Consider the following 21085-nt stretch of genomic DNA (forward strand, 5'->3'; position numbering starts at 1 on the left):
GTGGCCGGCTAGGACGGCGACTCCGCGCTGACAGCGAGGAGCGGCTTGTAGCGGTTCTCGGGTCGACCGGCCGAGCCGTACCGCGGGTTGACCTCGGCCTGGCCGACCGTGACGAGGTGCTCGAGGTAGCGCCGGGCGCTGACCCGGGACATGCCGGTCGCCTCGGCCACGTCGACCGCCGAGGCGTCCACCGACCCGGTCCTGCACACGTCGACGAGAGCCCCGACGACGAGCTCCAGGCTGCGGTCGGACAGGCCCTTGGGCAGCTGGGGGCCCTCGTTGCGGGCCTGCCGGACGAGCCGGTCGACCGTGGCCTGGTCGAGAGCGCCGTCGGTCGCCCGCACCTGCGCGCGGAACCGGACGACCTCGTCGAGGCGGCCGCGCAGCACGGCCGCGGTGAACGGCTTGACGAGGTAGTGCTGCACCCCGCCCGCCATGGCGCGCCGCACGCTGTCGAGCTCGCGTGCCGCCGTCGTCGCGATCACGTCGACCGGGGGACCGGGCCGCCGACGGAGCTGGTTCAGCACCGCGAACCCGCTCGTGTCGGGCAGGTAGATGTCGAGCAGGACGAGGTCCGGCTCGAGCACCGAGATCGCTCGCACCGCCTCCGCGCCCGTGCGGGCCTCGCCGACGACGACGAAGCGGGGGTGGCTCTCCACGAACCCGCGGTGCAGGCGGGAGACGAGGGGATCGTCCTCGACGATCAGGGTGCGCAGTCGGTCGTCTGTGGAAGTCATCGGTGCACCGTCCCGGTGAGTCGGTCGAGTGCGGCCCCTGCGGGGGCCGCGGAGGAGCGCACGGGCAGCGTCAGCGTGAGGCGCGCGCCGCCGAGCGGTGAGGTCGTGAACCCGACGGTGCCGCCGCGTCGGGCGACGATCCGTCGCACGAGGGCGAGCCCGATGCCGCGCGCGGTTCCCGCGTCGGAGGCTGGCGTCGGTGGGAGCCGAGAGGAGGGGGCGTCGTCGTGCCGGAGGGCGTCCCACCGGGGTGAGGAGGACGTGTCGGTGCCGGCGCGTGGCACCCGGCGGACGGACCGGGGAGGCTGGGCTCCCGCGTGCTTGGTGCTGAAGCCGGGCCGGAAGACCGCGGCGCGCAACGCCGTCGGGACGCCCGGGCCGTCGTCGTCGACGAGGACGGCCACCTCCTCGGCGTCCTCCTGGACCAGGACCTGGACGGTCCCGCCGGGGCCCGCCGCGTCGATCGCGTTGTCGATCGCGTTGCCGAGGATCGTCAGGACGTCCTGCTGGAGCGCGGCCGAGTCGGGGGAGCCCGGGGCGTCGAGCACCGAGCACGGGTCGACCTCGAGGTCGATCCCGCGCTCGCGCGCCGTGGTCGCCTTGGCAAGGAGCAGGGCCGCGACCTGCGGGCTGTGGACCCCCGGTGCGATCGCGCTCGCGGTGAGCAGGCCGCCGTGCCCGGCTCGCTCGATGAAGGCGACGGCCTCGACGTGCTGACCCAGCTCGAGGAGCCCGGACACGACGTGCAGCTTGTTGGCGAACTCGTGCGACTGGGCGCGCAGGGCGTCGGTCAGGTCGCGGGCGCCGTCGAGGTCCTGCAGGAGGGCGTGCAGCTCGGTGTGGTCCCGCAGGACGAGCACCGCGCCCACGGCCCGCCCGTCGACCGTGGCCGGGTTGGCGCGAGCCAGGAGCACGCGTTCGCCCGCGAGGAGCAGCTCGCCGCTCGAATGGTCGCCGGGCCGGTCGGCGAGCTCCAGGAGCTGGCCGTCGAGGACGTCGGTCGCGAGCGACCCGACCGGGGCCTCGCCGGGCCCCAGGCCCAGGAGGCGGCGCGCCTCGTCGTTGACGAGCGCGACCCGCCCGGTGCGGTCCAGCGCGACGACGCCCTCGCTGATGCCGTGGAGCATCGCGTCACGCGTCTCGAGCAGGGACGCGATCTCCTCCGGCTCGAGCCGGTAGATCCTGCGGCGGACGAGCTGCGTGACCCACCAGGCGCACACGACCCCGCCTGCCGCGGCGGTGCCCAGCGCGAGGAGCAGGCCGTCCAGGTCCTCGCGGAAGTCCGCGTGGAGCTGCGACTCGAGGATGCCGACCGACGCGGCCCCGATGACGGCCCGCCCCGTCTCGTCGTAGATGGGGACCTTGACGCGCCACGACTCGCCCAGGGTGCCGGTCTGGGTGCCGATGTAGGTACCCCCGGAAAGGGGCACGGAGGGGTCGGTGGACACGCGTTCCCCTATGCGTTCCGCCGTGGGGTGGGACATGCGGATGCCCTCGTCGTCGGTCACGACGACGTAGGTCACGTCGGAGGCCTCGCGGATGACCTCGGCGATGGGCTGGATGGTGGCCGAGGGGTCGGTCGAGCCCAGCGCGTCCCTGATGGCAGGCAGCCCCGCGACGGACTGCGCGACCCCCGTCATCCGGTCGAGGTACGCGTCACGAAGCTGCCGCTCCTGCAGGGTCCCCGCGACCACGCCTGCGGCCGAGACCACGGCGAGGACGATGACGACCTGCAGCAGGAGCAGCTGAACCCTGAGCGGCATTGCCCATCCCACCGGACCAGTGTGCCCCAGGCCACAGGGGTGGCCAGCCACTCGGACGCAGAACCGAGACGTACCCGTGACCTGACGCCGGAAACTCGCCTGACCACAACGACCACAACGTCCATTACGACCTCAGGGACCACACGGTGCCTCCGCGCTCCTAGGCTCCGCTGCACACCAACGGCCCCGGACTACGACGTCGCGAGGCCTGCTCAAGGAGGAGAAATGGCATCCGTCGTCAGCCCGCGCAGCGGGCACAGCACCAGCCGGCCGGGGCGTCGCCGCCTGGTCGGCGCAGCAGCACTCACGAGCCTCGCCCTCGCCCTCAGCGCCTGCGCAGGTCTCGCTTCGGGAGACGAGGCCCCGGCAGGCGAGGGCAGCGACAAGCCCGCCGCGGTCGGCCTGGCCTCGCTCGACATCATCGTCCCCGCAGACCCCGGCGGTGGCTGGGACCAGACGGGCCGCGCGCTCCAGAAGGAGCTGCAGGCGACGGGGCTGGCGAAGACCATCAACGTGACCAACGTGGGCGGTGCGGGCGGGACCGTCGGCCTGGCCTCCCTCGCGAACGTGACCGAGCCCAACACCCTCATGGTCACCGGACTCGTCATGGTCGGTGCGGTCGAGACCAACAAGTCCCAGGCCCGCATCGAGGACACGACGCCGATCGCGCGCCTCACCGAGGAACCGCTCGTCATCGTCGTGCCGGCCGAGTCCAAGTACACGACGCTCCAGGAGCTCGTGGACGACATCGTCGCCAACGGCAAGAGCGTCACCGTCACCGGGGGATCGGCCGGCGGCGCGGACCACATCCTCGCGGGGATGCTCCTCAAGCAGGCCGGCGTCCCGTCCGAGAAGCTCGTCGACACGCTCAACTACGTCGCGTACTCGGGTGGTGGCGAGTCCCTCTCCGCCCTGCTCGGCAACAAGGTCAGCGCCGGCATCTCGGGCGTCGGCGAGTACTCCGAGCAGGTCAAGGCGGGCACCTTGCGTGCGCTCGCGGTCACGAGCCCCGAGAAGGTCGAGGTCCTCCCCGACGTCCCCACGCTCCACGACGCGGGCTACGGCTTCGACCTCACCAACTGGCGTGGCGTCCTCGCCCCCGCCGGCATCACGGACGACGAGCGCGCCGCGCTCGAGGACGTCCTCACCGAGCTCCACGCGTCCGAGGAGTGGCAGGCCACGCTCGACGAGAAGGGCTGGGCGGACGCGTTCGTCACCGGCGCGGACTTCGACGACTACCTCCAGCAGAACATCGCCGACATCCAGGCGGTCCTGCAGGACATCGGTCTGGTCGCCTGACATGTCCTCGTCCTCTGTCGTCCCGCCCGGTGAATCCCCCGCACCGGGCGGGGCCTCCCCCCAGGTCGCCACGGGCCGTCGCGCCGACTCGCGCGGACAGGACCCGGTGACCGAAGAGGTCCCGCTCACCGGCGGGACCGGGCCGTCGGGGGCCGCGGCGCCGCACACCGCCGCGGCCCCCAGGCGGCGGATCGGCGAGTACGTGGTCGCCGGGGTCACGATCGCCCTGGGCGTGTTCGTGGTCGCCGACGCCGGGACCATCCAGGTCCCGGGCTCGACGACCACCATGGGCCCTCGCGCCTTCCCGTACCTCGTCGGCGGCCTGCTGCTGATCTCGGGCGTCCTCGTGCTGATCGGGCTCCTGCGCGGGAAGTTCGGCGAGGAGGACGACGGCGAGGACGTCGACCCGGACGTCAGGACCGACTGGAAGACGGTCGCGCTCCTCGGCGTCATCTTCGTGGCGCACGTCTACACGATCAACCTCGCCGGCTGGCCGGTGGCGGCGACGCTGCTCTTCGGCGGGTCGGCGATCGTGCTCGGGGCCCGCCCGTGGTGGCGCGCGATCGCGCTCGCCGTCGTCCTCGCGCTCGTCATCCAGTTCGTCTTCGGCGGACTGCTCGGCCTGTCGCTGCCCCCCGGCCCGTTCCTCGAAGGGGTGAGCTCGTTCCGTGGATAACCTCTCCGCACTGATGGAGGGCTTCGCGACCGTCGCGCAGCCCGTGTACCTGCTCTACGCGCTCTTCGGCGTGTTCATCGGGACGGCGGTCGGCGTCCTGCCGGGCATCGGTCCTGCCATGACCATCGCCCTGCTCCTGCCCCTGACGTACTCGCTCGACGCGACGGCCGCGATCATCGTGTTCGCGGGCATCTACTACGGCGGCATGTACGGCGGGTCGACGACCTCGATCCTGCTCAACACGCCGGGCGAGTCCGCCTCGATCGTGACCGCGCTCGAGGGCCACAAGATGGCGCGGCTCGGGCGCGGTGCCGCGGCACTCGCCACGGCCGCGATCGGCTCGTTCGTCGCGGGCACCATCGCGACCGTCCTGCTGACGCTCGTGGCCCCCGTCATGGCGAGGTGGGCGGTCCAGCTCGGCGAACCCGACTACTTCGCGCTCATGATCGTCGCGTTCATCACGGTGGGAGCGCTCCTCGGCAAGTCAGTCTCGCGCGGCATGGTCGCCCTGGCCCTCGGACTGTTCCTGGGCCTCATGGGCACGGACACCCTGACCGGGCAGCAGCGCTTCACGTTCGGCGTCCCGAACCTCGCCGACGGCCTCAGCGTCGTCATCGTCGCCGTGGGCCTGTTCGCGGTGGGCGAGGCGCTCTACGTGGCCTCTCGCCTGCGGCACGGACCGGTGCACGTCATCCCGGTCGAGAAGGGGTGGCGCTCCTGGATGAAGCCCGAGGACTGGCGACGCTCGTGGAAGCCCTGGCTCCGCGGCACCGCGATCGGCTTCCCCGTCGGGACCATCCCGGCCGGTGGCGCCGACGTGGCGACGTTCCTGTCGTACGCGACCGAGCGCAAGCTCGCCGGCAAGCACAAGGACCAGTTCGGCAAGGGCGCCATCGAGGGCGTCGCAGGCCCGGAGTCGGCGAACAACGCGGCGGCCTCGGGCGTCCTCGTCCCGCTCCTGACCCTGGGGCTCCCCACGACCGCGACCGCGGCCATCATCATCGTCGCGTTCCAGTCGTACGGGATCCAGCCGGGTCCGATGCTCTTCCAGACGCAGTCGTCGCTCGTGTGGGCGCTCATCGCGAGCCTCTACATCGGCAACCTCATGCTGATCGTCCTGAACCTGCCGCTCGTGGGCATGTGGGTCAAGGTCCTGCAGATCCCCCGGCACTACCTGTACGCGGGCATCCTGCTGTTCGGGGCGCTCGGGTCGTATGCGCTCAACTTCTCCCCGATCGACGTGCTCATCCTGCTCGTCATCGGTGTGGTCGGCTTCTTCATGCGGCGCTACGGCTACCCCGTGGCCCCCATGGTGGTCGGCATGATCCTCGGCCCCATGGCCGAGGACCGTCTGAGGCGCTCCCTGACCATCAGCCAGGGAGACCTCTCGTACCTCGTGACGAGCCCGTTCGCGGCCACCGCGTACGTCTCGATCCTGGTGATCGTGGGCCTCGGCCTGTGGCTCAAGAGCCGCGAGAAGCGTGCCAACGCCGAGCTGTCCCGGCTCGGCGAGGAGATTCGCGAAGAATCCCAGTCGCAGGAGGTGAACTGATGACCGTCGTCCTCGCCTACGCGCCCGGCGACCTCGGAACCGCCACCGCCCGCTCGGCGGGCCGGTCGGCCGCGCTGCTCGGGTCGAAGGTCGTGATCGTCAACGCGACCCGGGCGGACCGGCTCGTCGATCCCCGGTGGGCCGACGAGGCCGAGCTGGCCCACGTCATCGAGATCCTCGACGAGGCGCAGGTCGGCCACGAGGTGCGCCACCTGAAGTCCGGCGCCCTGCCGGCCGACGTGGTCCTCGAGGTCGCGGAGGAGGTCGACGCCGAGCTCATCGTCGTCGGCCTGCGCCGCCGGACCCCGGTGGGCAAGCTCGTGCTCGGCTCGACGCCTCAGCAGATCCTCCTCCGGGCGAGCTGCCCGGTCCTGGCGGTCAAGGCCTGAGGCGTCCACGGACCGCCGCCCCGGTACCCCGAGCTGGTCGGGGGGCCGGGGCGGTGCGCTGTCCGGGGGAGGGCGGCGGGGCCCGCCTGGAGGCGGGGCCCGTCTGGAGGGCAGGGCCGCGCCGAGAGGGCCGCGGGGCCGGGGCCGCCCGCCGACAGGACTCAGACGCGGTCGACGAGGTCCGCGATCGAGTCGACGACCTTGCTGGGCCGGAACGGGAACGTGTCGACCTCGTGGAGCTTCGTCGAGCCGGTCATGACGAGGTACGTGTAGAGCCCGGCCTCGATGCCCGCGACGACGTCGGTGTCCATGCGGTCGCCGATCATCGCGGTCGTCTCGGAGTGCGCGTCGATGCGGTTGAGCGCGGACCGGAACATCATGGGGTTCGGCTTGCCCACGAAGTAGGGCTCCCGCCCGGTCGCGGCGGTGATCATGGCCGCGACGGCACCCGTGGCGGGCAGCGGCCCCTGCTGCGAGGGGCCGGTCGTGTCCGGGTTGGTGCAGATGAAGCGCGAGCCGCCCAGGATGAGCCGCACGGCCTTGGTGATGGCCTCGAACGAGTAGGTGCGCGTCTCGCCGAGCACCACGTAGTCGGGGTCGGACTCGGTGAGCGTGTAGCCGGCCTCGTAGAGAGCGGTCGTCAGCCCGGCCTCGCCGATCGCGTAGGCGCTGCCGCCCGGGACCTGGTCGCTCAGGAACTGGGCGGTGGCCAGCGCGGACGTCCAGATGGACTCCTCGGGCACCTCGATGCCCGAGGTCGCGAGGCGCGCGCGCAGGTCGCGGGCCGTGAAGATCGAGTTGTTCGTCAGGATGAGGAACGGGCGCTCCTTGTCCCGCAGCGCCCGGATGAACTCGGGGGCGCCGGGGATGGCGTGGCCCTCGTGGACGAGCACGCCGTCCATGTCGGTGAGCCAGCTCTCGATCACGCGAGGCATCAGTCGTCCTTTCCGGGGGAGTGCTCGACGGCGTCCGTCGACTTCTCGGGTCGTGTCACCGGTGCGGTCGTCGCCTCGGTGGGGGGCGCGGCGGGGGCCGCAGCGGCCTCGCCGGTGGTCGACGCGGCAGGCGTCGCGGAGGCGGCGGCGAGCTCGGAGACGGTCGCGGCGTCCGCGAGGGCACTCGTGCCCTGGGCCTTGACCCGCTGGGACTCCCGGCGGGCGCGCAGGACCTCGATCACGACGGGGATCACGGAGACCGCGACGATCAGCACGAGGATGGTCTCGATGTGGTCGTTGACGAACTGCACGTTGCCGAGCCAGTACCCGAGCAGCGTCACGCCGACGCCCCAGACGAACGCGCCGATGAGGTTGTAGACCACGAACGTGCGGTAGCGCATGCCGCTCATGCCGGCGGCGACGGGCGCGAAGGTCCGCAGGAAGGGGACGAAGCGCGCGAGGATGACGGTGCGACCGCCGAAGCGCTCGAAGTAGTCGTGCGCCTGGTCGATGTACTTGGTCTTCAGGACGCGGGCGTCGGGCTTAAACAGCCGCGGACCGATCTTGTTACCGATCAGGTACGCGAGCTGGTCCCCGAGGAACGCGGCGGCGAAGATCATGCCGCACACGAGCCAGATCGACAGGTTCAGCTCGTCCTGCGCGACCAGGAGGCCCGCGGTGAAGAGCAGCGAGTCGCCGGGCAGGAACGGGAACAGCAGGCCGGTCTCGATGAAGACCACGGCGACGATGCCGAACACCGCGTAGACGCCGAAGCGCTCGATGAACCCGCTGATCATGTTCCGCGCGTCGAGCCAGTCGGGTCCGAGCGCGACCACGTGGCTGCCGTCGACGGCGGAGAGTGCGGCCGTGGCATCGGGCAGCGCGGACGTGAGCAGGTCGGTGAGCACGCACCCAGCGTAGTGGGCGCGCCGTCGGGCCTTCCCTGGGCGGCGTGGCGCGAAGGTGAACGTCGTGGGTGGATCGCACGTCTTCGGTGCCGTGGCCGCCCGCCCGGCGCGTCACGAGCGGGACCGTGACCCGAGCGGGAGCAGCGACAATGGGACGGTGACCGCCCGCCCTGAACAGCCGCAGCCCGACGATCCGACCCCCCGCGGCGAGGACGAGGTCGAGGTGGGTGTCGGTCCCTGGCCCGGGGGCAGGGCGGCGTGGCCGACCGACCCGCGCTACGACGCCGAGCTCCTGGAGCACGGCGACCGCCGCAACGTCGTGGACGCGTACCGCTACTGGACGGTCGAGGCGGTCGTCGCGGACATGGACGCGCGAAGGCCGCGCGACCGGCGTCTGCACGTCGCGATCGAGAACTGGGGCCACGACCTCAACATCGGCTCGGTCGTGCGCACCGCGAACGCGTTCAACGCGGCCGGGGTGCACATCGTGGGGCGGCGCCGCTGGAACCGTCGCGGTGCGATGGTCACCGACCGCTACCAGCACGTGAGCCACCACCCGCAGGTCGAGGACCTGCTGGCCTGGGCCGCGGAGCAGCACGACGGGGCGGGCATCCCCGTCATCGGGATCGACAACGTCCCCGGCTCGGTCCCCCTCGAGGGGTACGTGTTCCCGCCCGAGTGCGTGCTGCTGTTCGGCCAGGAGAGCACGGGGCTGACGGCCCAGGCGCGGGCGGCGAGCCGCGACGTCCTGCACATCACGCAGCACGGCTCGACGCGGTCGATCAACGCGGGCGCCGCGGCGGCGATCGCGATGCACGCATGGGTCACGCAGCACCTCACGACCCCCTGACGGGTAGGCCCCGCAGCCCGCTCCGTGAGACGTCCCAACCCGTGGTGACGAGCGTCCACCTGAGGGACGGGCGACACCCCCGGTAGGGATCCATGACAAAATCATGGGGATAACAGGGCGCGCGGCAGTGTCGTCGGCACCCACCTCCTTCCGTCATTGGAGTTCTGCAGATGGCTATCGCAACCCCCGAGGTCTACGCCGAGATGATCGACCGTGCGAAGGCAGGCAAGTTCGCCTACCCCGCCGTCAACATCACGTCCTCGCAGACCGTGACCGCTGCCATTCAGGGCTTCGCCGAGGCCGAGTCCGACGGCATCATCCAGGTCTCCGTCGGTGGCGCCGAGTACGCGTCCGGCTCGACGATCAAGGACCGCGTGACCGGTTCGCTCGCCCTCGCGGCCTACGCGACCGAGGTCGCGAAGAAGTACGACGTCACCATCGCCCTGCACACGGACCACTGCGCCAAGCAGAACCTGGACTCCTGGGTCCGCCCGCTGCTCGCGATCGAGGCCGAGCAGGTCAAGAACGGTGGCCTGCCCACCTTCCAGTCGCACATGTGGGACGGCTCGTCCGTGCCGCTCGACGAGAACCTGGTCATCGCCGAGGAGCTCCTCGAGCTCTCGGTCGCCGCGCGCACCATCCTCGAGATCGAGGTCGGCGTCGTCGGTGGCGAGGAGGACGGCCACACGGCCGAGATCAACGACAAGCTCTACACGACGGTCGAGGACGGTCTCGCGACCGTCAAGGCTCTCGGTGCGGGCGAGAAGGGCCGCTACCTGACGGCCCTCACGTTCGGCAACGTGCACGGCGTCTACAAGCCGGGTGCGGTCAAGCTGCGTCCGTCGATCCTCGCGGACATCCAGAAGGCCGTCGGCGAAGCGATCGGCAAGGAGAACCCGTTCGACCTCGTCTTCCACGGTGGCTCGGGCTCGACGCTCGAGGAGATCACGGAGGCCGTGGACAACGGCGTCATCAAGATGAACATCGACACCGACACGCAGTACGCGTTCACGCGTCCGGTCGTCGACCACATGTTCCGCAACTACGACGGCGTCCTGAAGATCGACGGCGAGGTGGGCAACAAGAAGGCCTACGACCCGCGCGCCTGGGGCAAGCTGGCCGAGGCCGGCATGGCTCAGCGCATCGTCGAGGCGTCGCAGCAGCTGCGTTCGGCGGGCCAGAAGATCCGCTGAACCTGGTGACCCGCCCACCAGGGCGGTGACCCCGGCGGGGACGTCCCGCCACCTGGAGTGCCAGCAGGCCCCGGTCCGTCACGGACCGGGGCCTGCTGCGTGCTCTCGGGAGCCTGGGGTGGTGGACGCCCGACGGCGGGGCGGCCCACGTCAGCCGACGCCCGACGGCGGAGCGCACCGACGGCGGTGCGCCCGGCCCGGCGTCAGCGGTCGGTGCGCGGCAGGCGACGACTGCCGTTGAGGTGCGTGACGCCGTCGGGCAGGTCGAAGCCCGGGTCCTCGTCGACGATGTCGAGCATGTCGCCGATGCGCGTGACCTCCAGCAGGAACCGCACCGTCGGCGGGGCGCGCAGCACCCGGACCCGGTGCGGCCCGCGGGTCGCGAGCCGGGCGAGGAAGGCCACGCCCGAGGAGTCCATGAAGGTCACGTGATGGGCGTCGATCTCGACGGGCAGACCCGTGGCCTCCGCGTCGGCCGTGGCGTCCAGGAGGTCGGCGCCGAGATCGGCGTCGATCTCTCCCGACAGCACGATGCGTGCTCGGGTCGCCCCGACGATGACGTGGACGCTCGCAGGATCGGCCTGGTCCGTGACGACGCCGCTCGCCCCGAGTTCGGGGTCCTCGGGCTCGCTACCAGCCGTGGTGTTACCGTCGCGCACGTTGCTCCTCCCAGCGTGGACCGGACCCGCACAGGTCTCGGAGATCACCAATCTACGGTTGAATGTCCACTCGGGACAGTAACGCGCTCACGGCAGTGTCGTTCGGAGGTGGAAATGGTCGGCTCGTCGAGCCTGGGTCTGGGCTCATGGGGCCACGTTCCGCGTGCCGGAGGAGCGTCGCTGCCGCAGGGCGCGGAGGAGCTTCTCGCGCGCGCCGTGCAGCGTGCGGGGATCGCCGCCTTCCTGCTGGGGCCGGCCTCGGGGGGCATGCCCGTGCTGTGGGTCAACGACGCGTTCAGCCGGCTCACGGGCTACGCGACCGACGAGGTCGTCGGGCGTCGCCCGCAGTTCCTGTCGGACCTGCTCGCGGACCAGTCGGAGGCCGAGCCCTTCCGGGCGGGGGTGCTCGAGGGCCGCGAGGTCAGGCGGACGGTGCAGCACGAGCGGCACGACGGGTCGATGATCTGGGTGCAGCTCACGCTCGCGCCCGTCGACGAGTCCGGGGGCGAGGTCGGCCACTGGGCAGGCTCGATGGTCGACGTCACCGAGTACGTCGACCGGTCGGCGGCCCAGCTCGCGTCGCTCGAGCTCGAACGCCGCAAGCGTGCCGGTCTGGCGATCATCACCGAGACCTCGGACCTGCTCAACGACCTGGACTACCCACTCGCTCTGCGGGAGATCTGCGACGTCCTCGAGGGCGCGCTCGTGGAGTGGGCCGGCTTCTACATGAACGACGACGGCCTGCGGTTCGCCGAGGGCATCGACACCACGACGCCGCCGAGCGGGCGCGGGCAGCGCCACGGTCGGTACATCGCGGACGGCGCCGGCATCGTCGAGGGCGCCATGGGGCAGACCGACGCGCTCGGCGACGCCACGGGCCCGGCGCTCCTGGTCCCGGGGACCGTGATCGACCTGCAGGACACCGTGCAGGACCTGCTCGACGGGCGGATCGACGGCCCGGTGCGGCTCGACCTGTCGGCCGAGTACCCGCAGTGGTCGGCGTCGGGCTGGTTGAGCCGCGACGTCCGCCAGCGCACCTCCACGCTCGCGGGCGCGCCACGCGAGGTCCTGCTCCACGCGATCGCGGGCCGACGGCGCGTCCTGGGGCTGCTGGCGACGAGCGGTCTACCGGCCTCCCCTGCGACGGCGACGGACCCGGAGAGTGCCGACGCGGTCCTGCGCACGCTCGCACGGCGCGCCGGCCTGGCGATCGACAACGTGCGTCTCTACGCCCGTGAGCACCGGCTCGCGGAGACCCTGCAGCGCGCGATGCTGCCCGAGCAGGCCGACGTCACGGGGCTCGACGTCTGGACGTACTACGCGCCCAACTCCGAGCACGCCCAGGTGGGCGGCGACTGGTACGACGTCCTGCAGATCACGCCCGACGTCGTCGGGCTCGTGATCGGGGACGTGGTGGGGCACGACGTCGAGGCCGCTGCCGCCATGGGGCAGCTCCGGTCGGTCGTGCGGTCCTACGCGTACGAGCTCACGACCCCCGGGCCCGTCCTGGAGCGCGTGGACCAGCTCGTGGTCGGCATGCGTATCCCGCGGTCTGCGAGCCTCGTGTACGCGTCGCTCGTACGGCACGGCGAGCAGCCGTCGGACGAGGACAGGTCCGACGAGCCCGGCGAGGACGCCTCCGGGGCCGATGACGGGGGCGCGGGGGACCTGCAGCGCTGGACGATCGAGTACTCGCGGGCGGGGCACCTGCCGCCCCTGCTGCTCCGGGACGGCGAGGTCACGCAGCTCAACGAGGCCGGGGGCTCGCTCGTCGGTTTCGGGGTGGGGACGCGCGCGACAGGACGGGCCGAGCTGGTCCCGGGCGACGTCCTGCTCTTCTACACCGACGGTCTGATCGAGCGCCGGGACCGCGCGCTGCGCGTCGGCCTCGACGCCCTGGTCGAGGCGACCCGTGCGATCACCGCGATCGACTCCGCGGGGATCGGCGAGGAGCTCCTGTCGCGCCTCGCGGACGCCCCCGAGGACGACGTCGCGCTCGTCGTCGTCCGGGTCCCGGACCCCGTGACCGACCCCGTGACCTCGGCCCTGAGCCCGCGGAGCCGGCGCTGGCTCCTGCCGAGCGAGCCCGCGTCGATCGGACGGGCGCGGCACGCGGTCCTGCGCACCTGTCAGGCGTGGGACCTCGGCGACAGCGCCAACGCCGAGCTGGTGGTGTCCGAGCTCGTCGCGAACGGTGTCCTGCACGGGTGGGGGCACCTCGCGCTGCGGCTCTTCGACACCGGGGACGGTCTGCGCGTGGAGGTCGAGGACTCGAACCCTGCGCCGCCCGTGTCGACCGACGGGCACGTGCACCGCATGGGCGGGTTCGGGATGCAGATCGTCGAGCGCCTCGCGGACTGGGGCTGGCGGCCGGCCGGCTCGGGCAAGCTCGTGTGGGCCCGGATCCGACCAGCCAGCGAGCGCGCCGAGCGTGCCGAGCGGGCAGCGAGGTCCGAGGAGGGCTGAGCGGCCCGGGGAGGGCCAGACGGCCCGAGGGGGCCGTGTCCGGCGCGTCAGGCGCTGGCGCTCACGGGCGGGTCGCACCGGTGGTCCGCGTCGATGCGGAACAGGTCGAGCGCACCGCACACCTCGAGGACGAACAGGTCCCGGTCGTCGCAGCCACGAAGCACGGTCGCCCCGCCACGCTTGCGGCCGGAGTCTGCGAGCGAGATGAGGAAGGCTGCGCCGGTCGAGTCCATGAAGGTCACACGGCACATGTCGATCACGAGGAGCTGGCGGCGCAACCCGACGACGCGGGCCGCGATCTCCGGGAACTGGTCGCGTTCCGCGAGATCGAGGTCCCCGGCGATGACGAGCGTGGTCGTCGCGGGGGACGTGGAGATCTCGATCATGCTCATGACTCTAGGGTGCGGGGCGTCTCGTTGCACATGCGCTCGTCAGGAGCCTGCGAGAATCGCTGGATGTCTCACGCACCCACGCACCGCAACCTCCTCGACGGGCCTGCGCCCGTCCGCCTCCCGGCCGAGCCGGACGTCGACGCGGCGATCGCCCGGGGGGACGACGCGTTCGCCCTGGCGAGCGCGTTCCCGGCCTCGTCGCTCCCGTGGGCCCTCCTCGCGGAGGCCACGCTGCGCGACGGCGACGAGCACGCGGCCGTCACGGCCTACGCGTTCGCCCGCACGGGCTACCACCGGGGGCTCGACGCGCTGCGTCGCGCCGGGTGGCGCGGTCAGGGGCCGATCCCGGCCGACCACGTGCCGAACCAGGGCTTCCTGCGGGCGCTCCTGGCGCTCTCGCGCGCGGCGTCGCTCATTGGTGAGGACGGCGAGGCCGAGCGCTGCGCCCAGTTCCTCGTCGACTCGGGCACGTCGGCCGAGGAGGTCGCGGCGCTCGCGGGCTGACGTCCGCGCAGGGTCACCGCGCGCCGGCGCCGGTGCGCCCTCCCGCCGCCCGACGACGCCGCGCGCGCTGCGTCGTCGGGCGGCGGTGAGCCCCCACGGTGGGCCGAGGGGCTTTCCGAGGTCAATGGCGGGTAAACTCGTCCAGGCTTCCGGGTGACTGCCGCCCGGACGCGCCTCGGGCCCGCGCAGGACCCGTCGGCGGCACGCGCCGTACGTCGATCTCCGGTCGATGGTGCGCGACGCGGTCGTTCGCCGACCGGACAGTCCTGACGTACGTGCCGGTCGGTGCCGGTCCGTGACCTGGTCCGAGGAACAGGCAGTCTGAAAGTGGGGAATCCATGCCAGGCGTGGTGCTCATCGGTGCCCAGTGGGGCGACGAAGGCAAGGGCAAGGCGACCGACCTCCTCGGGTCGCGGGTCGACTACGTGGTCAAGTTCAACGGCGGCAACAACGCCGGGCACACGGTCGTCATCGGCGACGAGAAGTACGCCCTGCACCTGCTGCCCTCCGGCATCCTGTCGCCCGGGGTCACCCCGGTCATCGCGAACGGTGTCGTCGTCGACATCGAGGTCCTCTTCCAGGAGCTCGACGACCTGATCTCGCGCGGGGTGGACGTCTCGCGCCTCCTGGTCTCCGGGAGCGCGCACGTCATCACCGGGTACCACCGCACCATGGACAAGGTCAGCGAGCGCTTCCTGGGCAAGCGCCGCATCGGGACGACCGGGCGCGGGATCGGGCCGGCGTACGCCGACAAGATCAACCGCGTGGGCATCCGCATGTGGGACCTGTTCGACGAGAAGATCCTCGCGGAGAAGATCGAGGGCTCGCTCGACCAGAAGAACCACCTGCTGGTCAAGGTCTACAACCGGCGCGCGATCACGGTCGACGAGACCGTCGAGGAGCTGCTGGCGTACGCGGACCGCGTCAAGCCGATGGTCGCGGACACGTCGCTGATCCTCAACCAGGCGCTCGACGCGGGCAAGAACGTCCTGTTCGAGGGCGGCCAGGCCACGATGCTCGACGTCGACCACGGCACCTACCCGTTCGTGACGTCGTCCAACGCGACGGCCGGCGGCGCGCTGACCGGCTCGGGCGTGGGCCCCACGAAGATCTCGTCGGTCATCGGCGTCATCAAGGCGTACACGACCCGTGTCGGCGAGGGCCCCTTCCCCACGGAGCTCTTCGACGAGATGGGCGAGTACCTGCTCAAGGCAGGTGGCGAGTACGGCGTCACCACGGGTCGCGCGCGCCGCTGCGGCTGGTACGACTCGGTGATCGCCCGGTACTCGAGCCGCATCAACGGCATCACGGACCTGGTGGTGACCAAGCTCGACATCCTCACGGGCATCCCCAAGATCCCGGTCTGCGTTGCCTACGACGTGGACGGCGTCCGCTACGACGAGATGCCCACGGACCAGACGGCGTTCCACCACGCCACGCCGATCTACGCCGAGTTCGACGGCTGGACCGAGGACATCTCGGGCTGCCGGTCGTTCGAGGACCTGCCGGCCAACGCCCAGGCGTACGTGCGGTCGCTCGAGGAGCTCTCGGGAGCCCGGGTCTCGGCGATCGGCGTGGGGCCGTCGCGCGACGCGATCATCCCGCTCCACGACCTGCTGCACTGAGAACTGCCTCGCTGGGACGCTGGTACCGGTCGCCGTCCTCCTCGACGAGGGGAGGTCCGTCATGACGGACACGTCGACCACGAAGGGCCCCGCGCTCGACCGTCCGATCGGACACGTCGACGCGGGGCCCTTCGGCGTCCCGCGCCGTAGCGGGTGATCTTCGTCATAACAGCGTGTCAGAAACCGGACAGGACTGCACAAGTCGCCCGGGTAAAGACTGTGCGTGTCTTCACGTCACGTCTCGTTCTCAGTATGGTATAGGCGTACCAAGAAGCTTCATGCAACGGCGCTTTCTTGGGGTGACCGCAAGGGAACTTCAGGGTGGCGTCGGCTACGTACCGCTCGCAGCCCTGACCGAGAGAGATGGGTGTTTCATGCAGGAATCACGTAGCCGCAAGATCAAGGCAGGACTCGCGGGCCTGGTCGTCCTCGGGGTCGGCGTCGCCGCGACCAGCGCGCTCTGGAGCGACAACGTCTGGTTCAAGGGGGACGTCAGCACGTCCGCCTTCAACCTGCAGGGCTCGGTGACCAGTGCCGACACCGGGTTCGAGGAGGCGTCGAGCGAAGCGCTCGCCCTCACGATCCCCGTCGTCGAGGACCTGGCCCCCGGCGAGTCCGTGACGCGGACGGTCTGGGTCAAGAACGCCGACTCGACCAACGCGGCGGACCTCGTCGACACCCCGGTCGTCTCGGTCACGGGTGACGCAGCCTCGTTCCTCACGGTCACCGCCGCGTACGACACGTCGGGCGGCAAGGACCCGGACAACCTCGCGACCAACGACGTCATCCCGGTCGACGTGACGTACGCGTTCACGAACCCCGACACGAGCGCGACGGGCCCCAACGCCGGGGCGCAGGGGAAGTCCGCGCAGATCACCGTCCAGGTCACCGGCACGGAGATCGCTTCCTGACATGGCCCGGATCCCGCGAACGGCTCTCGCCGTCGCGGGGATAGCGACTGCCTGCACGCTCGGCAGCGCCGGAGCCCTCCTGGGAGCCGGCGCTGCCGTCGCCGTGGACGCACCCGCCAGGGTGTCGGCCGGGGAGGTGATCCCCCAGCCGCAGTCGTTCTCCTTCGACGGCATGTCACCGGGGCAGACCCGGTCCACCCTCGTCGACCTTGCCTCGACCCACGAGAGCGACGGAGTCGTCGTGGGCGTCGCGATGACGACCAGCGGTGAGCTGGGCTCGTCGCTCAGCACGTCGATCGAGGCGTGCAGCACCACCTGGGAGAACGGCTCCTGCCCGACGGGGGCCGCTGTCCTCGTCGAGGGGTGGAGAGGGGAGCGGGCCGGGACCTCCAGCGAGGAGGTCGTCCTGCCCGCCGGCGGGACGACGTCGCTCAAGGTCTCCGTCACGCTCGACGACGACGTCGCCGCCGGTGCGACGGGCAGCGTCCGCTACGACCTCTCCGTCCAGGAGACGCAGGGCGAGGCCTCGCAGGGCGGTGGGACCACCTGGCCGGACGATCCCCCGGGAACCACTGGGACCGACGCTGCGGACCGTCTAGGGGGCGCGGGCCGGCCGGGGAGCGGACCGCTCGCCACCACCGGTACGGACGTCATGTCCCTGGCCGCCCTCGCCGGAGGGCTGCTCGGCATCGGGGCTGCGCTCGTACGGCGTCGGCGGGATGCTGAGAGCGACCGACGGCACGGCCGTGCGCCCGGCTGAACGACCGCGTCGACCAGGACGCCTGACCGAGGACACGAGACGACCAGGACGAGAGGAGAGAGCATGGCCAGCCGATCCATGACCCGAGCGCACCTCCACGCTCCGGGCTCCGACCGGTTCCGCACGCGTGCGGCCGCGCTGCTCGTGCTCCTGCTCGCCGTCGCGGCGGTCCTGTGGGCGGGCCGCCCGGAGCCGACCACGGCTGCCTGGACCGACGCGGTCTACTCCCAGGGGCAGATCGACGTCGCGGTCGCCGCGACCGCGACCGACGTCGTCGCCGGGGGCAACTTCTCGTGCGCGCTCGTCAGCGGCCAGGTCTGGTGCTCGGGCGACAACTCGGTGGGTCAGCTCGGGACCGGGGACACCACGTCCTCGGACGTCTTCGTCGGCCCGGTGCGCGGAGAGCTGCAGGGCAAGACCGTGACCCGGCTGGACGTCGGCACGTCGCACGCCTGTGCCGCGACCGACGACGGCGTGTACTGCTGGGGAGGCAACGACCAGGGACAGCTCGGCCTGTCCGGCGTCGCCAGCTCCGCCGTGCCGGTCCGGGTAGCGTCGCAGACCGGGGCCGTGACCGAGCTCGAGCTCCGGGCGAGCTCGTCCTGCGTCGTCAGCGGAGGCAAGGGGTACTGCTGGGGGGAGACGCACACCTCGGCCGGGAGCAGCGCCACTCCCGTCCTGATCTCGGGAGGTGCCCTCCCGGCGTCCGCGACCGTGACGGACATCGGGGTGGGCGAGGCGTCGGGCTGCCTCACGGCCGACGGCGTCCCCTACTGCTGGGGTGAGAACGGCCGTGGACAGCTGGGCGACGGGACCACGACGACGAGCCTCGTCCCGGTCCAGGTCGTGACGACGGGCCCCATGTCCGGCTTCGCGGTCGGAGACGTGTCGGTCGGTCAGAACTTCGCGTGCGCCGTCGGCTCGGGGCCGAACAACGCCTTGCGGACCTTCTGCTGGGGCGACAACTCGAAGAAGCAGCTCGGGCAGTCGAGCGACGGGGCCCAGGTCGAGCTCTCGAACGTGCCGCTCCAGGTCCGTGGTGCTCTCACCGAGATCGGCGTCCGCTCGGTCGACCTCGGCGGCATGACCGCCTGCGCCATCACCACCGGAGCGGACGGCTACTGCTGGGGCGACAACGCGTCCGGGCAGGCGGGTGTCGGGTACGACGAGTCGTGGGTCCAGACCGTCGTCGACCGCCCGTCCGAGATCACGACCGGCCAGATGGACATCGGTCAGTTCGCCACGATCGACGTCGACAGCAACCATGCGTGCGGGATGTCCACCGCAGGCAGCGTCTACTGCTGGGGGAGCAACGCCCAGGGGCAGCTCGGCATCGAGGGCGGTCCCACAGCGGCACCCAAGAAGTACCGGCCGTGGCCGGTGCTGCAGACCTGGTCCGCCTGGGGGTGACGCCGTGACTCCCTCGACCTCTCTCGACCCGACGGCCTCTCCCGGAGGTGCTGCATGAAGTGGCTCAAGCGCATCGGCGACGCGTTCCTCACGGTCGCCGCGATCGCCGGGGTGCTCGGACTGGTGCTGTTCGTCGGTATCCAGACGGGCAACCTGCAGTCCCTCGTGGTCGTCTCAGGCTCGATGATCCCCACCTACGAGGTGGGCGACGGCATCGTCTCGCGCCGTGTCCCGGCCTCGACGCTCGAGGTGGGCGACGTCGTGAGCGTGTTCACGCGCGAAGGTGTCCTCGTCACGCACCGCGTCGTCCAGGTCGAGGACGGACCGGGGGCGGCCCGCACCCTGACGTTGCGCGGCGACAACAACCCGGTCGACGACCCCGAGCCCTACGTGGTCGAGGACGCCCTGGTGCCCATGGTCCGGATCCCGGGAGCCCGGGACGCGATCGAGGTCCTGCGGCGCCCGACCGTCGGGATTCCCGTCGTCGTCGCGGCCTGCGCGCTCGTCGGGTTCGCGCTCATGCCCTCCTCGAAGAAGCGCACCGTGCGGGACGAGGACGCCGAGGACCCCGCGACGAGCGGGGACCCCGACGACGGGCCGTCGGGGGCCGGTGGCAGCGCCGTCACGGGCGCAGGTCACGTGGACGCCCCGGTCGCCCCGGGTGGCGATCGGTAGACTGCCGTCCCGTGAAGATCCTCGTCATCGGTTCGGGTGCCCGCGAGCACGCCATCGTCCACTCGTTCGCCCAGGAGGCAGCGGCCACGGGTGCGGAGGCGCACGAGCTGCACGCCGCCCCCGGCAACCCGGGCATCGGCGAGCTCGCGACCCTGCACGCGGTCAGCGCGGTCGACGGGGAGGCCGTCGCGGCGCTCGCGACCCGCCTCGGCGCGGACCTGGTGGTGATCGGCCCCGAGGCGCCGCTCGTCGCGGGGGTCGCCGACGCGGTGCGCGCGGCCGGCATCGACTGCTTCGGACCGAGCGCACAGGCTGCCGCGCTCGAGGGCTCCAAGGCCTTCGCCAAGGACGTCATGGCCGCCGCGTCGGTCCCGACCGCGCTCGCGCACGTCTGCACCGACGTCGACCAGGTCGCCGAGGCGCTCGACGCGTTCGGTGCCCCCTACGTCGTCAAGGACGACGGGCTGGCCGCGGGCAAGGGCGTCGTCGTGACCGACGACCGCCAGGAGGCTCTCGAGCACGCGCAGGCCTGCTTCGCGACGCCCCGCCCCGGTGCGGGAGACCCCGTCGTGGTCATCGAGGAGTACCTCGACGGCCCCGAGGTCTCGCTCTTCTGCCTGTCGGACGGCACGAGCGTCGTCCCCCTGGCCCCCGCGCAGGACTTCAAGCGCGCGTTCGACGGCGACGCCGGCCCCAACACGGGAGGCATGGGGGCCTACAGCCCGCTGCCCTGGGCGCCGGAGGGCCTGACCCAGGAGGTCGTGACCCGGGTCGCGCAGCCCACGATCGACGAGATGGCGCGCCGCGGCACGCCGTTCGCCGGCGTGCTCTACGTGGGTCTGGCGCTCACGAGCCGCGGCACCCGCGTGGTCGAGTTCAACGCGCGCTTCGGCGACCCGGAGACGCAGGTCGTCCTGGCCCGCCTCACGACCCCGCTCTCCGCGGTGCTGCGCGCAGCGGCGCGTGGTGAGCTCGCGGACTTCCCGCGCCTGCGCTGGTCCGACGACGCCGCGGTCACCGTGGTCGTCGCGGCCAACGGGTACCCGTCGAGCGTCCGCACGGGCGACCCGATCACGGGCATCGAGGGAGCCGAGGCGGTCGAGGGCGTGCACGTCCTGCACGCCGGCACCACGCTCGACGAGGGCACGCTGCGCAGCGCCGGCGGCCGCGTGCTGTCGGTCGTCGCGCGCGGCACGGACCTCGCCGAGGCACGGCGCCGGGTGTACGCGGGCGTCGACCAGGTGGTCCTGCCCGGCTCGCACCACCGCACCGACATCGCGGAGAAGGCGGCGCGGGACTGACCGCGTCCTTCCGACGGTACGGCCCGGTCGTCCCGCTCGGTCGGCGCCCCTGAGCGGGAGACGGCCAGGAGCGGGCGGAC

20 protein-coding genes are annotated in these 21085 nt (G+C 71.9%); 14 read left to right on the forward strand and 6 right to left on the reverse strand.

From position 1 onward, the window contains the following. Positions 1 to 8 precede the first annotated feature (8 nt). Positions 9 to 737 (reverse strand): response regulator, encoded by a 729-nt coding sequence (locus tag JOD48_RS02835; protein ID WP_191791997.1) that lies wholly within the window; start codon positions 735 to 737, stop codon positions 9 to 11. Then, positions 734 to 2500 carry an ATP-binding protein gene (locus tag JOD48_RS02840; protein WP_204807244.1) on the reverse strand — a complete coding sequence of 589 codons (1767 nt, stop codon included), beginning with the start codon at positions 2498 to 2500 and terminating at the stop codon, positions 734 to 736. The genes JOD48_RS02835 and JOD48_RS02840 overlap by 4 nt, the downstream gene beginning before the upstream one ends. A 225-nt stretch (positions 2501 to 2725) precedes the next feature. On the opposite strand from JOD48_RS02840, the gene JOD48_RS02845 reads away from it, so the two are divergent. Genes JOD48_RS02845 through JOD48_RS02860 form a run of 4 tightly spaced genes read left to right on the forward strand, consistent with a single transcriptional unit; the run spans position 2726 to position 6416 of the window. Beyond that, entirely contained in the window at positions 2726 to 3799 is a 1074-nt protein-coding gene (locus tag JOD48_RS02845) for a Bug family tripartite tricarboxylate transporter substrate binding protein (protein WP_204807246.1), read from the forward strand. Position 3800: 1 nt separating this feature from the next. Further along, positions 3801 to 4475 (forward strand): tripartite tricarboxylate transporter TctB family protein, encoded by a 675-nt coding sequence (locus JOD48_RS02850; protein WP_204807248.1) that lies wholly within the window; start codon positions 3801 to 3803, stop codon positions 4473 to 4475. Next, positions 4468 to 6027, forward strand: a complete 1560-nt coding sequence (locus JOD48_RS02855; RefSeq protein WP_191791993.1) for a tripartite tricarboxylate transporter permease — start codon at positions 4468 to 4470, stop codon at positions 6025 to 6027. The genes JOD48_RS02850 and JOD48_RS02855 overlap by 8 nt, the downstream gene beginning before the upstream one ends. Then, the gene (locus JOD48_RS02860; RefSeq protein ID WP_191791992.1) at positions 6027 to 6416 is read left to right on the forward strand and encodes a universal stress protein; all 390 of its coding nucleotides are present in this window, start codon (positions 6027 to 6029) and stop codon (positions 6414 to 6416) included. The genes JOD48_RS02855 and JOD48_RS02860 overlap by 1 nt, the downstream gene beginning before the upstream one ends. Positions 6417 to 6577: 161 nt before the next feature. On the opposite strand, the gene JOD48_RS02865 is transcribed toward JOD48_RS02860, so the two are convergent. Together JOD48_RS02865 and JOD48_RS02870 are read right to left on the reverse strand one after the other, a co-directional pair. After that, positions 6578 to 7351 (reverse strand): HAD-IIA family hydrolase, encoded by a 774-nt coding sequence (locus JOD48_RS02865; RefSeq protein ID WP_191791991.1) that lies wholly within the window; start codon positions 7349 to 7351, stop codon positions 6578 to 6580. Then, positions 7351 to 8259 (reverse strand): DedA family protein, encoded by a 909-nt coding sequence (locus JOD48_RS02870; RefSeq protein ID WP_307823936.1) that lies wholly within the window; start codon positions 8257 to 8259, stop codon positions 7351 to 7353. The genes JOD48_RS02865 and JOD48_RS02870 overlap by 1 nt, the downstream gene beginning before the upstream one ends. A gap of 157 nt (positions 8260 to 8416) precedes the next feature. On the opposite strand from JOD48_RS02870, the gene JOD48_RS02875 reads away from it, so the two are divergent. Together JOD48_RS02875 and fbaA are read left to right on the forward strand one after the other, a co-directional pair. Next, a complete protein-coding gene (locus JOD48_RS02875) occupies positions 8417 to 9109 on the forward strand; it encodes a TrmH family RNA methyltransferase (protein ID WP_191791990.1) in 693 nt (230 codons plus the stop codon). Between the two features lie 170 nt (positions 9110 to 9279). After that, complete coding sequence (gene fbaA, locus JOD48_RS02880; protein WP_191791989.1) at positions 9280 to 10302, forward strand: class II fructose-bisphosphate aldolase; 1023 nt, start codon at positions 9280 to 9282, stop codon at positions 10300 to 10302. A 203-nt stretch (positions 10303 to 10505) separates the two neighbouring features. Here fbaA and JOD48_RS02885 read toward each other — a convergent pair whose 3' ends face one another. Next, positions 10506 to 10961, reverse strand: a complete 456-nt coding sequence (locus JOD48_RS02885; protein WP_138826418.1) for an STAS domain-containing protein — start codon at positions 10959 to 10961, stop codon at positions 10506 to 10508. Positions 10962 to 11075: 114 nt separating this feature from the next. Here JOD48_RS02885 and JOD48_RS02890 point away from each other — a divergent pair, with 114 nt between their 5' ends. Further along, on the forward strand, positions 11076 to 13427 hold the full coding sequence (locus tag JOD48_RS02890; protein WP_204807250.1) for a SpoIIE family protein phosphatase: 2352 nt from the start codon (positions 11076 to 11078) through the stop codon (positions 13425 to 13427). A gap of 47 nt (positions 13428 to 13474) precedes the next feature. On the opposite strand, the gene JOD48_RS02895 is transcribed toward JOD48_RS02890, so the two are convergent. Next, positions 13475 to 13813 carry an STAS domain-containing protein gene (locus JOD48_RS02895; RefSeq protein ID WP_191792012.1) on the reverse strand — a complete coding sequence of 113 codons (339 nt, stop codon included), beginning with the start codon at positions 13811 to 13813 and terminating at the stop codon, positions 13475 to 13477. Positions 13814 to 13882: 69 nt separating this feature from the next. Here JOD48_RS02895 and JOD48_RS02900 point away from each other — a divergent pair, with 69 nt between their 5' ends. From JOD48_RS02900 to purD, 7 genes are all read left to right on the forward strand, one after another. After that, a complete protein-coding gene (locus tag JOD48_RS02900; RefSeq protein ID WP_204807252.1) occupies positions 13883 to 14323 on the forward strand; it encodes a DUF3151 domain-containing protein in 441 nt (146 codons plus the stop codon). 338 nt (positions 14324 to 14661) lie between these two features. Next, the gene (locus JOD48_RS02905; RefSeq protein ID WP_191791986.1) at positions 14662 to 15948 is read left to right on the forward strand and encodes an adenylosuccinate synthase; all 1287 of its coding nucleotides are present in this window, start codon (positions 14662 to 14664) and stop codon (positions 15946 to 15948) included. A 374-nt stretch (positions 15949 to 16322) separates the two neighbouring features. Continuing rightward, positions 16323 to 16859, forward strand: coding sequence for a hypothetical protein (locus tag JOD48_RS02910; protein ID WP_191791985.1), 537 nt, complete (start codon positions 16323 to 16325; stop codon positions 16857 to 16859). A gap of 1 nt (position 16860) precedes the next feature. Beyond that, the gene (locus JOD48_RS02915; protein WP_204807254.1) at positions 16861 to 17619 is read left to right on the forward strand and encodes an LPXTG cell wall anchor domain-containing protein; all 759 of its coding nucleotides are present in this window, start codon (positions 16861 to 16863) and stop codon (positions 17617 to 17619) included. 63 nt (positions 17620 to 17682) lie between these two features. Next, positions 17683 to 19029 (forward strand): RCC1 domain-containing protein, encoded by a 1347-nt coding sequence (locus JOD48_RS02920; protein WP_204807256.1) that lies wholly within the window; start codon positions 17683 to 17685, stop codon positions 19027 to 19029. A 54-nt stretch (positions 19030 to 19083) separates the two neighbouring features. Beyond that, positions 19084 to 19704 carry a signal peptidase I gene (locus JOD48_RS02925; RefSeq protein WP_191791982.1) on the forward strand — a complete coding sequence of 207 codons (621 nt, stop codon included), beginning with the start codon at positions 19084 to 19086 and terminating at the stop codon, positions 19702 to 19704. 11 nt (positions 19705 to 19715) lie between these two features. Continuing rightward, positions 19716 to 21005, forward strand: a complete 1290-nt coding sequence (gene purD / locus JOD48_RS02930; RefSeq protein WP_204807259.1) for a phosphoribosylamine--glycine ligase — start codon at positions 19716 to 19718, stop codon at positions 21003 to 21005. The last annotated feature ends 80 nt before the right edge of the window (positions 21006 to 21085 follow it).

It is taken from the genome of Oerskovia paurometabola (assembly GCF_016907365.1).
GTDB classification, from domain to species: Bacteria; Actinomycetota; Actinomycetes; order Actinomycetales; family Cellulomonadaceae; genus Oerskovia; species Oerskovia paurometabola.